The organism is Arthrobacter sp. NPDC097144, from assembly GCF_044762205.1.
In the GTDB taxonomy this organism is placed as follows: Bacteria; Actinomycetota; Actinomycetes; order Actinomycetales; family Micrococcaceae; genus Arthrobacter_B.
The window spans coordinates 113,769-126,094 of sequence record NZ_JBIWDW010000008.1; the positions used below are offsets into that span (position 1 = coordinate 113,769).

At 64.1% G+C, this 12,326-nt stretch carries 12 protein-coding genes and 2 tRNA genes; 8 read left to right on the top strand and 6 right to left on the bottom strand.

Features of this window, described 5'->3' with window-relative positions:
- The first annotated feature begins 13 nt into the window (after positions 1–13).
- The 3 genes from ACIQXM_RS16730 to ACIQXM_RS16740 all read left to right on the top strand — a co-directional run bounded on the left by ACIQXM_RS16730 (position 14) and on the right by ACIQXM_RS16740 (position 2,528).
- Positions 14–880: a GAF and ANTAR domain-containing protein gene (locus tag ACIQXM_RS16730; protein WP_400933494.1), complete on the top strand. Its 867-nt coding sequence runs from the start codon at positions 14–16 to the stop codon at positions 878–880.
- 74 nt (positions 881–954) lie between these two features.
- Positions 955–1,377, top strand: coding sequence for a hypothetical protein (locus ACIQXM_RS16735; protein WP_400933496.1), 423 nt, complete (start codon positions 955–957; stop codon positions 1,375–1,377).
- Positions 1,378–1,505: 128 nt separating this feature from the next.
- A complete protein-coding gene (locus ACIQXM_RS16740; RefSeq protein WP_400933498.1) occupies positions 1,506–2,528 on the top strand; it encodes a DUF808 domain-containing protein in 1,023 nt (340 codons plus the stop codon).
- Between the two features lie 70 nt (positions 2,529–2,598).
- Here the strand turns inward: ACIQXM_RS16740 and ACIQXM_RS16745 are convergent.
- From ACIQXM_RS16745 to tadA, 3 genes are all read right to left on the bottom strand, one after another.
- Positions 2,599–2,686 (bottom strand) — tRNA-Ser (locus ACIQXM_RS16745).
- A gap of 75 nt (positions 2,687–2,761) precedes the next feature.
- On the bottom strand, positions 2,762–3,247 hold the full coding sequence (locus ACIQXM_RS16750; RefSeq protein WP_400933500.1) for a pyridoxamine 5'-phosphate oxidase family protein: 486 nt from the start codon (positions 3,245–3,247) through the stop codon (positions 2,762–2,764).
- A gap of 62 nt (positions 3,248–3,309) precedes the next feature.
- Complete coding sequence (tadA, locus tag ACIQXM_RS16755; RefSeq protein ID WP_400933501.1) at positions 3,310–3,780, bottom strand: tRNA adenosine(34) deaminase TadA; 471 nt, start codon at positions 3,778–3,780, stop codon at positions 3,310–3,312.
- A 107-nt stretch (positions 3,781–3,887) separates the two neighbouring features.
- On the opposite strand from tadA, the gene upp reads away from it, so the two are divergent.
- The 3 genes from upp (at position 3,888) to ACIQXM_RS16770 (ending at position 6,471) form a co-directional block, all read left to right on the top strand.
- Entirely contained in the window at positions 3,888–4,523 is a 636-nt protein-coding gene (gene upp, locus ACIQXM_RS16760; protein ID WP_400933503.1) for a uracil phosphoribosyltransferase, read from the top strand.
- Positions 4,524–5,027: 504 nt separating this feature from the next.
- On the top strand, positions 5,028–5,888 hold the full coding sequence (locus tag ACIQXM_RS16765) for a winged helix-turn-helix domain-containing protein (RefSeq protein WP_400933504.1): 861 nt from the start codon (positions 5,028–5,030) through the stop codon (positions 5,886–5,888).
- Between the two features lie 58 nt (positions 5,889–5,946).
- Positions 5,947–6,471, top strand: coding sequence for a SixA phosphatase family protein (locus ACIQXM_RS16770; protein WP_400933506.1), 525 nt, complete (start codon positions 5,947–5,949; stop codon positions 6,469–6,471).
- 72 nt (positions 6,472–6,543) lie between these two features.
- Here ACIQXM_RS16770 and ACIQXM_RS16775 read toward each other — a convergent pair whose 3' ends face one another.
- Positions 6,544–8,001 carry a dihydrolipoyl dehydrogenase family protein gene (locus tag ACIQXM_RS16775; protein ID WP_400933508.1) on the bottom strand — a complete coding sequence of 486 codons (1,458 nt, stop codon included), beginning with the start codon at positions 7,999–8,001 and terminating at the stop codon, positions 6,544–6,546.
- 177 nt (positions 8,002–8,178) lie between these two features.
- Between ACIQXM_RS16775 and ACIQXM_RS16780 the strand changes: the two genes are divergently transcribed.
- Positions 8,179–9,390: an NAD(P)/FAD-dependent oxidoreductase gene (locus tag ACIQXM_RS16780; protein ID WP_400933509.1), complete on the top strand. Its 1,212-nt coding sequence runs from the start codon at positions 8,179–8,181 to the stop codon at positions 9,388–9,390.
- Positions 9,391–9,474: 84 nt separating this feature from the next.
- Here the strand turns inward: ACIQXM_RS16780 and ACIQXM_RS16785 are convergent.
- Positions 9,475–9,550, bottom strand: a tRNA-Arg gene (locus ACIQXM_RS16785).
- Between the two features lie 306 nt (positions 9,551–9,856).
- Here ACIQXM_RS16785 and ACIQXM_RS16790 point away from each other — a divergent pair.
- A complete protein-coding gene (locus ACIQXM_RS16790; RefSeq protein WP_400933510.1) occupies positions 9,857–11,749 on the top strand; it encodes a phosphoenolpyruvate carboxykinase (GTP) in 1,893 nt (630 codons plus the stop codon).
- A gap of 109 nt (positions 11,750–11,858) precedes the next feature.
- On the opposite strand, the gene ACIQXM_RS16795 is transcribed toward ACIQXM_RS16790, so the two are convergent.
- A complete protein-coding gene (locus ACIQXM_RS16795) occupies positions 11,859–12,326 on the bottom strand; it encodes a hypothetical protein (RefSeq protein ID WP_400933512.1) in 468 nt (155 codons plus the stop codon).

Consider the following 12,326-nt stretch of genomic DNA (forward strand, 5'->3'; position numbering starts at 1 on the left):
ATGGAACGTGAACGTGAGCGTCCCAACGGGGACGGCAGCCCACTCTCAGGGCCATTCCTACAACGGAAAGTCCGGTGACATGTCCAGCGACAACGATTCTGCCCAGATCTCAAATAATCTCGACGAGTTCGTCTCGGAAGCAGCGTTGTCCGAGGGCGGCTCCGGCAGGGACTATTCCAGCCTCCTGCAGGACATGGTTTTGGAAACGACCGATGTGGAGAGCTTCCTTGAGGACCTCACCCGCCTTACCGTTGACACTCTTTCCGGCGGTGGACGGGAATTCTTTTGCGGCGTAACCCTGCTGCGGCCGGGAAGTGCCGGCACGGTGGCCAGCGACACTGAGGAGTCGCGCCGCATGGACGAGGTCCAATATGAGCTCGGAACCGGTCCCTGCCTGGAGGCGGCGCGCACCAACAAAACCATTCTGGTGCAGAACATCGTTGAGGACCCGCGGTGGACGGATTATGGCAAGGCCATTGCGGACCTTGGGCTGAGATCGATCCTGGGTGTTCCCATTCCGCTGGATGGGGAGGCGCAGTGCGGCCTCAACGTGTACGCACGGGAAGAGGATGCATTTACGGACGAGATGGTCCGCGAAGCAGAGGAGTTTGCCCGCGGTGCGTCCAAATCGCTGCGCCTTGCCGTACGGATCGCAGCACTGGTCGAAAGCAGGGAAAACCTGAGGGCTGCGATGGGGTCACGCACCACCATCGACCTGGCCGCAGGAATCATCATGGCCCAGAACCGGTGCAGCCAGGACGCTGCCATCACCATCCTCAAAGCCGCCTCGAGCGCACGCAACATGAAGATGCGCGACGTCGCCGCCGCCGTCGTCGCCTCCGTGGGTGAGAAAGAACCCAAGACGCACTTCGTGGACTAAGGCCGGGGGAGCACTTCGACGACGGCGGCTGCCGACCCCTGTCCCCCTTCGGCGGACAGGGGGAGACTGGACGAATGGAACAAGCAGACGCAGACGCCGCAGGCACTCAGCCTGGACCGGCGGTTCAAAGGAATGACGTCCGGGATACCCCTGTGCAGCCGGGGCTGGTGATCCATGGGTTCGGCCCGGACAGTGGAACCTGGCTGGCCGGTCTTCTGCGCAGTGCCGGGAATGCACGGCGTGCGCTGGGCCCCGAGCGGTCGGTTGAAGTGGTGGTGCAGGGGCTGGGGGTCCGGCTCCTGCGTGCGGGCATTGGGGATCAGAGTGCCCTCGACGGCGCACTTTCGGCAGACATCCACGTCCTGGCGTGCGAGAACAGCATGACCCGCGCGGGAGTACAGAAGGATGAGCTGCACCGGGGCGTGGAAACTGTGGATGCCGCAGTGGCCCATTTGGCCCGCCGGCAGTGGGAGAACTGGGCCTACGTCCGGCTGTAACAGGGACGTGGGCCTTAACCGGGACACCGGACAGAAACCTGCCCACCCTATAATTTCTGTATGTCACTCACCTATATCCCCCGAGGCTTCCATGCCCGGACGACCCCTGTGCAGCACGGAGCCGTTCGTTGAGCGGCGGGCTTGTTGCCCTGCTGGATGACGTCGCAGCCCTGGCACGCATCGCAGCAGCCTCTGTGGACGATATCGCCGCCGGAGCCGCGAAAGCGGGAGCCAAAGCTGCCGGCGTCGTTATTGATGATGCCGCAGTGACACCCCAGTATGTTTCCGGCGCAGACCCGTCCCGCGAACTGCCGATGATCAAGCGCATCTTCTGGGGATCGCTGCGGAACAAGCTGCTGTTCATCCTGCCGGCACTGCTGCTGATCAGCGCCTTCATTCCCGTCGTCATCCCGTTCATCCTCATGCTGGGCGGCACCTACCTCTGTTACGAGGGCGCCGAGAAGGTCTGGCACAAGTTCTTCGGGCACCATGAGGCGGCCGAGGCCCCGGCAGTGGAGCGGGGACCCGGCGCGGAGTCCAAGGTGGTCAAGGGTGCCATCACCACCGACTTCATCCTGTCCTGCGAAATCATGGTCATCTCCATGAACGAGGTGGGCGACGCATCCATCTGGGTGCGGGCGGTCATCCTCGTCATTGTGGCCATCCTGATCACCGTGCTCGTCTACGGAGCCGTTGCACTGATCGTCAAAATGGACGACATCGGCCTGCATCTGACGCGCAAGGATTCAGCCGGCTCCCAGCGGTTTGGTGCGCTGCTTGTGAGGGGCATGCCGGCCGTGCTGGCTGCCATCACCTTCATCGGAACGATCGCGATGCTGTGGGTGGGCGGCCACATCATGCTGGTGGGCGTCCACGACCTGGGCTGGGATGCGCCGTATGACCTGGTCCACGCCCTGGAGCATCCCGTGGCAGGCATTGCCGTTGTCGGCGGTTTCCTGGGCTGGCTCGTGAACACGCTGTGCTCGGCCGTCATCGGATTGGCCTGGGGCCTGGTTGTCATGGCTGTTCTGCACCCGCTGATGAAGGTACTGCCGTTCGGCAAGAAAAAGGACGGGCACGACGACGGCGACACCCGGGCGGCAGCCGCCGGCCACCGTCCGCAGGCCCCGGACACCGATTCCGCCGGTTAGCCAAAAAGACCGTCAGGCAAAGCAAAAGACCCCGCTTCCCCTTTACAGGGAAAGCGGGGTCTTTTTCATCTGGCGGTGACGGTGGGATTTGAACCCACGTTGGCTTTCACCAAACAACATTTCGAGTGTTGCACCTTCGGCCGCTCGGACACGTCACCATCGCGTCAACCTTACCGGGTAAAGGGCCGATGCCCCAAAACGGCTGGCTGCGCTGTGCCGGGCGGCTGCCGAAACTAGAGGTCGACGACGTCGTTCTTGCCGATGTTGGGGGTGTCCCCGGTGACGGCGCTCTTGGCGATCTTGAACATGGTGGCTACACGGGGCTCGTCCGAGGCCCAGTATTCAGCGGTGTCCGAATCCACCTTGATCAGGGCAATGGAAGGATCTTCCCGGCCTCCGTCGAACCACGCGCTGACCGAGGACTTCCAGAGTTCCTCGATCTTGGCTTCGTCCTTGGTGATGGAGGCCGTGCCGCTGATGGAGAGGTAGCCCTTGGAATCATGCACCGAAACATTGACATTCGGATTGGCGCGGATTTCATCGGCCTTGGGGGAGGGATCCTGGGTGAAGAACCAGAGGTTCCCGTCAGAATCCGTTTCCTGCAGCTGAAGCGGCCGGCTGACCAGCTTGCCGCTGAGATCCTGGGTGGTCACCTGTGCGATGTCCGCGTGCTCGAGAATTTTGACGACTGTATCCAGTCCATCCTGATCTGAACTCACAATTGAACTCCTTCGGGTGTCGGGCTCTGAGGTAGTAAGCCTACGTATGAAACCCGCGACTGTCAGCCTGATCGCCGAGAGCCGAAAAAGTCGGTGAGCAACCGGGCGCACTCCGCTTCGCGAACCTCCGGGAAGACCTCCACCCAGTGGTTCAGCCGGCGTTCGCGGAGGATATCGAAAACCGATCCGGACGCGCCCGCCTTTTCGTCCCAGGCACCGAACACCACCTTCGGAATCCGTGCCAGGACGATCGCCCCGGCACACATGGCGCACGGCTCCAGCGTCACCACCAGGGTGCAGCCCTCCAGGCGCCACTCACCCATTGCAGCTGCAGCCTGCCGGATTGCCACCACTTCGGCATGAGCGGTGGGATCCCCGGTGGCCTCACGTTCATTGCGCCCGGTGCCAATGACTGTTCCGTCGGGGCCAACGACGACGGCGCCGATGGGCACGTCCTGCGTTTCCAGGGCGTTGTGCGCCTCGGTCAGGGCAAGGTCCATCCAGGACTCGTGCTGCTGTGTGGGGGGCATCATGATTCCATCTTCCCGCAGTTTCATGCCGGAACCGCAGTGCACGCCGGGGTGCTCGACTGTGCATGCTCCACAGGAAGGAGTTCCGCTGCGAGTGGTATTTTTGAAGCATGCGCGTACTTGTAGTGGATCACCCCCTAGTTGCCCACAAACTCACCGTTCTCCGCGATAAGGGCACGCCTTCACCGGTGTTCCGCCTGCTCACGGAAGAACTTGTCACCCTCCTGGCTTACGAAGCCACCCGCAACGTCCGCGTTGAGCCCGTCCAGATCGAGACTCCGGTCACGACCGCCGTTGGCACCGGCCTGGTCAAGCCCACACCCTTGGTGGTCCCGATCCTTCGGGCCGGCCTGGGAATGCTTGAAGGCATGACCCGCCTCGTCCCCACGGCAGAGGTTGGATTCCTGGGCATGGCGCGCAACGAGGAAACCCTCGAAGCCATCACGTACGCCGAGCGCCTGCCCGATGACCTCACGGGCCGCCAGGTCTTCGTCCTGGACCCCATGCTGGCCACCGGCGGAACACTCCGCGAAGCCATCAAATTCCTGTTCCAGCGCGGAGCTGCAGACATCACGTGCATCTGCCTGCTGGCCGCACCGGAAGGCCTCGAAGTGCTGAAGGCAGAACTCGCCGACGCGAACGTCACCATTGTGCTGGCTTCGATCGACGAGCGCCTGGATGAAAAGTCCTACATTGTGCCCGGTCTGGGCGATGCCGGCGACCGACTGTACGGCGTCGTCGACTAAAAGAGCTCTGCCGCCGCTTGTCGGGCTGTCCACCATGTGGACGGCTTGCTGAATGCTTGACTCGCACCCGTTTATAAGATCACTTATGGGCGGGTGCGTTTTTTATGCCTGGAAGCGCCCAGTCCGGGCAGATTCCGGCTGTCTGGCGGGACTGAAGGCAGGGCCGCTCCACAGGGCAGGTTTCACCCAAAAGCGTGAGGTGCGTCACAATATGCCCCGATCAGTCCACATGGTGAGACAACTGATGCATTATTACTTGCACACCCCCCTTTGTTACATGCAATAATCCGTAATGTGAACATCCACACGGCAGCACCCGCCGCAGTTCTTCTCAACGGCATCGTTGAGGAGCAGCAGCACTGTTGTCGAATGCTCGCCTGAGTTACCCACCCCCATCTCTCAGGCACCACTCAGGCCCAACGACGGGCGAAACCGCGCCATCTCGACCGGGCACACCCCCAGCATTCGAGCCGTGATGACGGTCACTCACAATGAGGTTGCAACATGTCAGTAGCATCAGGGTACGTACACATCTCACTGCGCAATGCGCAGAACCGCGCCGGTTCCGTTCGGCCCAGCGCAGCGGGGGAGTTTCCCCGTCAGTATGGTGGGTATGCACCGCAGCAGTACGGGGTTTCAGGATTTGCCCAGCAGCAGGCACGTCCGCTGCAGGCTGTTTCTTCGGCCAATGACGCGACGCCGATGACGGCACCTACCCCAGTCGTCACGCCCAACGGGATTCCCGGTCCCCAGGCGGTCAGCAATGACACCGTTGCCCGCGGCTTTGTCATCTACGTGGGACTGGACGAGGACACGGCAGCTGCCAACGGAACATCACTGACGAAGCTCGCCCAAGAGGTCCGCGCCTACATTCAGACCCTTTGCCCCGGTGCCCAGAGCCATGCGGCCGTAGCGCTGGCCCCGGCAGAGGCAGCGGGAGCCGATATCGACGTCGTCCGCCAGGCGCTGGGGGACCCGACGGCGCAGCGCCGCCCCCGGCCGGAAGCCGCGCCCGCGGTGCAGGCACAGGCCGCACCGCGCCCGTCCGGCGTCCTGATTGATCTCTCCCGCCGGGAAGTGCACCTGGACGGGGACACGCTGAACCTGACATTCAAGGAATTCGAACTCCTCAATTACCTGGTGGAGAACGGTACCCGGACCGTGGGCCGCGAGGAGCTGCTTGCCGGGCTGTGGAGGAACGCCGAGGAAGTGCCCAACGAGCGCACCATCGACGTCCATATCCGCCGCCTGCGCTCCAAGCTGGGGCGTCTCGCGAACACGGTGCGCACAGTCCGGGGCCAGGGATACCGCTTCTATGAGCACCCCGAAGTTGTAGTCTGGGCGGCGCCCGAATACAGCATCTGATGCGGCGGCGGTGCCGGCGGCGGATTTCCGGAGCCGGCACCGCCGATAGACTGGGCCAATGAGCGGCCACCACCTTAAAAAGCTGATGCTCCTGCGGCACGCGAAGGCGGACTGGCCCCGGGACGTTTCCGACCACGAGCGCCCGTTGTCCGGACGGGGCCACCGCGACGCACCGCTGGCCGGTCGCTGGATGGTGGAGAACAATTCCATCCCCGACTTCATCCTCTGCTCGTCTGCGCTGAGGACCCGGCAGACCTGCACCTGGATCTGCGAGGAGCTCGGCGACAAGGGGCCCACGCCCAAACTGGAAGACGGGCTCTACAGCGCGCCGGCCACCCGGATCCTGAGCATCATCAACAACGTTCCGGAGACCGTAACCAGCCTGCTGGTGATTTCCCACCTTCCCGGCGTGCAGGACCTCGCCATGAGGCTGGCCTCCGTGACGTCGGATGAGGAGGCCGTCATGGAGATGGCCACGAGGTACCCCACCTCCGGGCTTACCGTCATGGAGACGGAAAAACCCTGGGCAGAGCTCGATGGCAGGGATGCGCGCGTCACCGATTTCATCGTCCGCCGGGCCTAAGTGCCCCTTGGGCCGCCGCCAGCTGACGCCGCTTCCGGCTAGCCCCCTGCCCATCCAGCGGGCAGGCTGCGTTTACAGCCCGTACTTCTCCAGCAGGCGGAGCCAGATTTCGCTGATCGTGGGATATGACGGGACCGCGTGCCATAACCGGTCCAACGGGACCTCGCCCGTGACGGCGATGGTTGCGGAGTGCAGCAGCTCAGAGACATCCGGCCCGGCAAACGTCACGCCGACCAGGACCCTTCGATCTTCGTCCACCACCATCTGCGCCCAGCCCCGGTAATCGTCCGAATGCAGCGCGGAGCCGGCCACTGAGATCTCCAGCGAGGTCTCCGATGCATTGATTCCGTCGGCGCGCGCCTGCTCCAGAGTCCGGCCGACCATTGCCAGCTCCGGATCAGTGAATACCACCTGGGGTACGGCAACGTGGTTGGCAGTGGAGGCTTCGCGGCTCCACGCTCCCGGAGCATCGGTGGCGGCGAGATCACCGCGGGCACGCGCAGCGATGGCAGCCCCGGCGGCACGGGCCTCGTACTTGCCCTGGTGCGTCAGCAGGACCTTGCCGGCCGCATCGCCAACCACATACAGCCAGTCGGTTCCGTCCACCAAGCCGGAATCATCAGAGTCCAGCCGCACAGCGTCCAGCCCCAAATCCTCCAAACCCAGGTTGGAAAGGGCCGGAGTCCTGCCGGTGGAGACCAGCAGCCGGTCGGCAGAGAGCACCGTGCCGTCGGCCAGCACCATTTCCACGCCGCCGTCGGTACCCGGGCGCACGAAATCGGTGGGGGCGTTGGTGCGGATATCCACGCCGTCGGCGGCAAGACCTGCCTTCACCAGCTCCCTCGCGGGTTCCGGGTATGCCTCCAGCACCTCATGCCGCGCCACCAGGGTCACCTTCGAGCCCAGGCGTGCCCATGCCTGGGAAAGCTCGGTGCCCGAGACTCCGCCGCCAAGCACGAGCAGCCGGGCCGGCACCTCCTGCGCCGAGGTCGCTTCCCTGGTTCCCCAATAGTCGACGCCGTCCAGCCCCTGCAGCGGGGGAGGAGTCGGAACCGAGCCGGTGGCCAGCACCACGGCCCGGCGGGCGGTAATCGTGAGGGAACCGCCGTCGTCGTAATCCACGCGCACCTCGCGCGGCCCGGTGAGACGTCCGCGCCCGCGAACCAGTCCAATTCCGGTGCTGCGAACCCACTCCTCCTGCCCGGAATCATCCCAGTGGGAGGTGAAACTGTTGCGCCGGTCCAGCACGGCCTGCGCGTCCAGGCGGCCGGTCACCGCCTCGCGGGAACCGGCAACGGTTCGCGCCGCCTGCAGCGCAGTGCCCGGACGCAGGAGGGCTTTGGACGGCATGCAGGCCCAGTAGGAGCATTCCCCGCCAATGAGCGAAGGCTCCACGAGGACGGCTTCCAAGCCTTCCTGGACTACCCGTCCGGCCGCATTCTCACCCACCGCTCCGCCGCCCAGAACGACGACGTCGGTCTCCAGGTGCTGCGGTCGCTGTACTTCGGAGCTTTGATCCTGATCAGTCATGAACAGAGCTTGGCACGCCGGGCCGGCGGACGGAAGCCGGGGAAGGAACGGGCACGCGGAGCACGTCCGGGAACGTAACACTGCCCGTGGGGACCATGAGGTTCGGGGCGCCCCGAATCTTCAGGGCCGTAGGCTTAAGGGGCATCTTCAACGTTCTTCGGCTAGGAAAACAACACTATGGCTCTTGGATCCGTTCTCATCGTCGGCGGGGGCATGGCAGGCTTCGCGACGGCCAGCCAGCTGCGTGCCCGGGGCTTTCCTGGGCGGCTAACGATTATTGATCCGGAGGGCCTGCCCTATGACCGTCCGCCGCTGAGCAAGGATTATCTGCTGGGAACAAAGCCCGCAGAACAGATCCTGCTGGCCGACGCAGCGTGGTTCGCCGAGCAGAAGATTGATGTTGTTGCCGGCCGGGCTTCGGCGCTGATGCCTGATGAGGGCGGCGTCCTCCTCACGGACGGGCGGAAGCTCACGGCAGACAGGATTGTCCTGGCGACCGGAGCGTCTGCCCGACGGTTGGATATTCCCGGAGGCGAGCTTGAGTCCGTGCTGCACCTGCGCACCCGGGCGGATGCCGACAGGCTGCGTGCATCCCTGACCCCCGGAGTCCGGCTGGCCATTATTGGTGCGGGCCTGATTGGTGCCGAAACGGCGTCGGCAGCCTTGGATCTCGGCGCTGAGGTGACCTTGCTCGATCCGGTCAGCCCGCCGCTGGTTCCTGCCGTGGGCTCGGACATTGCGAACCGCCTGCACCGGATGCATGCGGCCCGCGGCATTCGCGTGTTGACCGGAATCCCCAAGGCCATTACCGCGGACAGCACCGGCCATCGCATTGCCATGGGAGGAGGCGCTTCGATCGACGCCGATCTGGTGCTGGTGGGGATTGGAGCCGTACCGGATGTCAGGCTGGCCGAAGACGCCGGTCTGGACGTGGACGGCGGAGTCCTCGTGGACGAGCATCAGCTCAGCAGCCATGCGCACATATATGCCGTGGGGGACGCGGCCCGGACCCGGCTGGGTGACGGCACGCTCCTGCGGCGGGCCGAGCACTGGGAGCATGCCCGGAACACGGGCACCACCGCCGCTGCCGCGCTGCTCGGTCAGGAGCTGCCGGACCACGGTGCGCCGTGGTTCTGGTCCGACCGCCACGGCGTCCACCTCGAAGGAGTGGGTTCCATGTCCGGGGAGGGGATCACCGTGGTCAGGGTTGCGGAGGGTGTACCGGTGGCAGGCTTCCACCTGGACCCGGCGGGATACCTGGTTGGCTGTGCCGCAATTGACGGCGGCCTGCTGGTCCGCGCTGCCCGCCGCATCATTGACCGCCGGATCCTGGTGGATCCGGCCAAACTGGCAGACCCGGCCGTCGATTTAAAGCGCCTGGCACGCTGAGGCGTCCGGCTCACCGGGTTGGCCGCCCGGGCAACAAAAAAACCCGGTTCAACCAGTAGTTATACTGGTCAAACCGGGTTTAGCTGGTGCGCGCGAAGGGATTCGAACCCCCAACCTTCTGATCCGTAGTCAGATGCTCTATCCGTTGAGCTACGCACGCATTTGGATTTTTCTTTGTTTTCCCGGCCGCTTGGGCCTTCCTTCAAAGTTTGTCCGTGGCTGTTTTGCCGTAAATAACTATAGCCCAGATTTACGGGTGCGCCTAATCGGCATTTCTCCCCGGTCAAAACTAGACCGGTCTATATGACCTTCGTCACATCTGCGTAAGCTGGCCCACACAAGTTCCTTGATTTCTAGGGAGAGCCGGAACCGTCCCGAATACAGGTATTACCTTTTCTGCGGAGGGTTGCCGCGTGCTGACAACTAGCATCAAAATCATCTCACTGGCCCAACGAAGGGAAGAATCATGGGCGATGACGCGCGTCAGCTAGTTCTCGATGAGAGCGGCGACAACGCTGCTCCAAGCCATTTGGACAGCAGCACCCCGGCCGCCCCCGGCGGTGCGCCCACCACCCACCAGGCGCTGCTTGCATGGGTCCAGCAAATGGCCGAGCTGACGCAGCCGGATCGCGTGTATTGGGTGGATGGTTCAGAGGCGGAGAACAAGCGCCTCACCGATGAGCTGGTGGATGCCGGAACCCTGGTCCGGCTTAACCCCGAGACCTTCCCCAATTCCTTCGCGGCTTTCTCCGACCCCAAGGACGTGGCACGCGTCGAAGAGCAGACATTCATCTGCTCGGAGAAGAAGCAGGACGCGGGCTTCACCAACAACTGGATGGACCCGTCCGAAATGCGGGAAAAGCTTAATGGGCTTTTTGCCGGGTCCATGCGCGGGCGGACCATGTACGTCATCCCCTTTGTCATGGGCCACCTCGAGGCCGAGGATCCCAAGTTCGGCGTCGAAATCACCGACAGCGCCTATGTGGTGGCCTCGATGCGGATCATGGCCCGCATCGGCACCGACGTGCTGCGGAAGATGGAAGAACTGGACGCATTCTTTGTGCCTGCCATGCACTCCGTCGGCGCTCCGCTGGCCGAGGGCGAGCAGGACGTTCCCTGGCCCTGCAGCGATGAGAAGTGGATTGTGCACTTCCCCGAAGACCGCTCCATTTGGTCCTACGGCTCCGGCTACGGCGGCAACGCCCTGCTGGGCAAGAAATGCTACGCCCTGCGCATCGCCTCCATCATGGCCCGGGACGAGGGGTGGCTGGCCGAGCACATGCTCATCCTGAAACTCACCAGCCCGGCGAAGAAGGACTACTTCGTGGCGGCGGCCTTCCCGTCCGCCTGCGGCAAGACCAACCTGGCGCTGCTGGACCCGACCATTGAGGGCTGGAACGTCGAGACCCTCGGCGACGACATCACCTGGATGCGCTTTGGCCACAACGGTGAACTGCGCGCCACCAATCCCGAGGCGGGCCTGTTCGGCGTCGCCCCCGGCACCGGCTGGAGCACCAACCCCAACGCCATGCGCGCCATCGCCAAGGGCAACTCCATCTTCACCAACGTGGCACTGACGGACGACGGCGGTGTCTGGTGGGAGGGCATGACCGACGACGCCCCGGCGCACCTGACCGACTGGCTCGGCAACGAGTGGACCCCGGAGGCCGGCCATCCCGCTGCGCATCCGAACTCCCGCTTCTGCACGCCGATCGACCAAATCGACATGCTGGCCGAGGAATACCATTCCCCGAACGGAGTGCCGGTCTCGGCGATCCTCTTCGGCGGCCGCCGCAAGACCACGGTTCCCCTGGTGACGCAGTCCCGTAACTGGACCAACGGCATCTTCATGGGTTCCACGCTCTCCTCGGAAACCACTGCTGCAGCTGCCGGCCAGGTTGGCGTTGTCCGCCGCGACCCGATGGCCATGCTGCCGTTCATGGGCTACGACGCCGGCGATTACCTGCGCCACTGGATCACGCTCAGCGGCAAGGCCAACCAGGAAACCCTGCCCAAGATCTTCCTGGTCAACTGGTTCCGCCGCACGGCCGACGGCGGCTTCGCCTGGCCCGGTTTCGGTGACAACTCCCGCGTGCTCAAGTGGGTCATCGAACGCATCGAAGGCACCGCCGACGCCGTGGAAACCCCGATCGGCTACGTGCCCACCGGCGAGTCCCTGGACCTCACCGGGCTGGACATGACGCCGGCCGACGTCGAGGCTGCCGTACGAGTCGACCCCGCCGAATGGGAAAAGGAACTGGCCGGCATCGAAGAATGGTATGCCCGTTTCGGCGAATCCCTGCCCGAGGACCTCGTTGCCGAGCTGCGTACCCTCAAGGAGCGGTTCGCAGCCGCTTAGGCGACCCGGTTTAGCGAAGTCCATCCGCGCCGCAGGGCAGTAAAAAAGCCGGGCTCCTTCCAAATGGAAGGAGCCCGGCTTTTATCGCTTTTATCGAGGCGAAAGAGAATCAGGCCTCTTCAGCGGCCTCGTCGGTGCCCCAGACCAGCCGGTCGCCCGATTCCCACTGCGGCTCTGCGAAGGTCCACTCGCCGTCGACCTCGGAGTAGGTCTGGATCGCGGAGATGCAGACGCCCTCGGAGTGCTCGGCCACCACATGGATGGCGTCGGTGGCCTCGTCCGGCAGGTGGATGTCGGAGAAGACAGCAGCGGCGCGGTTGTCGCCCTTCTGCTCCGTGAGGACCTGGTAGATGTCATCGATCATGGCGTCGGCGTCGAGGTCTTCGTCGCTTTCCTCCGGCGCAACGGCGATCATGCGCAGTTCGCCGTCGTTCTGGACAACCAGAGCTGCGGGCAGGAAGGCACCCTGTGCTTCCAGCTGCTCCTGGGCGACGCCCAGAGCGGTGCCCAGGAGGGAATTCAGGTCCTCCTGGACCTGGGCGGAAGGTTCTCCGCCGTTCAGTTCAACATCAGCCAT

Bases quoted from the DNA above. Each gene is read 5' to 3' on its own strand.
- ACIQXM_RS16780 (WP_400933509.1), top strand. From the start codon at position 8,179: ATGGCTCTTGGATCCGTTCTCATCGTCGGCGGGGGCATGGCAGGCTTC.
- upp (WP_400933503.1), top strand. From the start codon at position 3,888: ATGCGCGTACTTGTAGTGGATCACCCCCTAGTTGCCCACAAACTCACC.
- ACIQXM_RS16775 (WP_400933508.1), bottom strand. From the start codon at position 8,001: ATGACTGATCAGGATCAAAGCTCCGAAGTACAGCGACCGCAGCACCTG.
- ACIQXM_RS16765 (WP_400933504.1), top strand. From the start codon at position 5,028: ATGTCAGTAGCATCAGGGTACGTACACATCTCACTGCGCAATGCGCAG.
- ACIQXM_RS16790 (WP_400933510.1), top strand. From the start codon at position 9,857: ATGGGCGATGACGCGCGTCAGCTAGTTCTCGATGAGAGCGGCGACAAC.
- tadA (WP_400933501.1), bottom strand. From the start codon at position 3,780: ATGATGCCCCCCACACAGCAGCACGAGTCCTGGATGGACCTTGCCCTG.
- ACIQXM_RS16770 (WP_400933506.1), top strand. From the start codon at position 5,947: ATGAGCGGCCACCACCTTAAAAAGCTGATGCTCCTGCGGCACGCGAAG.
- ACIQXM_RS16735 (WP_400933496.1), top strand. From the start codon at position 955: ATGGAACAAGCAGACGCAGACGCCGCAGGCACTCAGCCTGGACCGGCG.
- ACIQXM_RS16795 (WP_400933512.1), bottom strand. From the start codon at position 12,326: ATGGCTGATGTTGAACTGAACGGCGGAGAACCTTCCGCCCAGGTCCAG.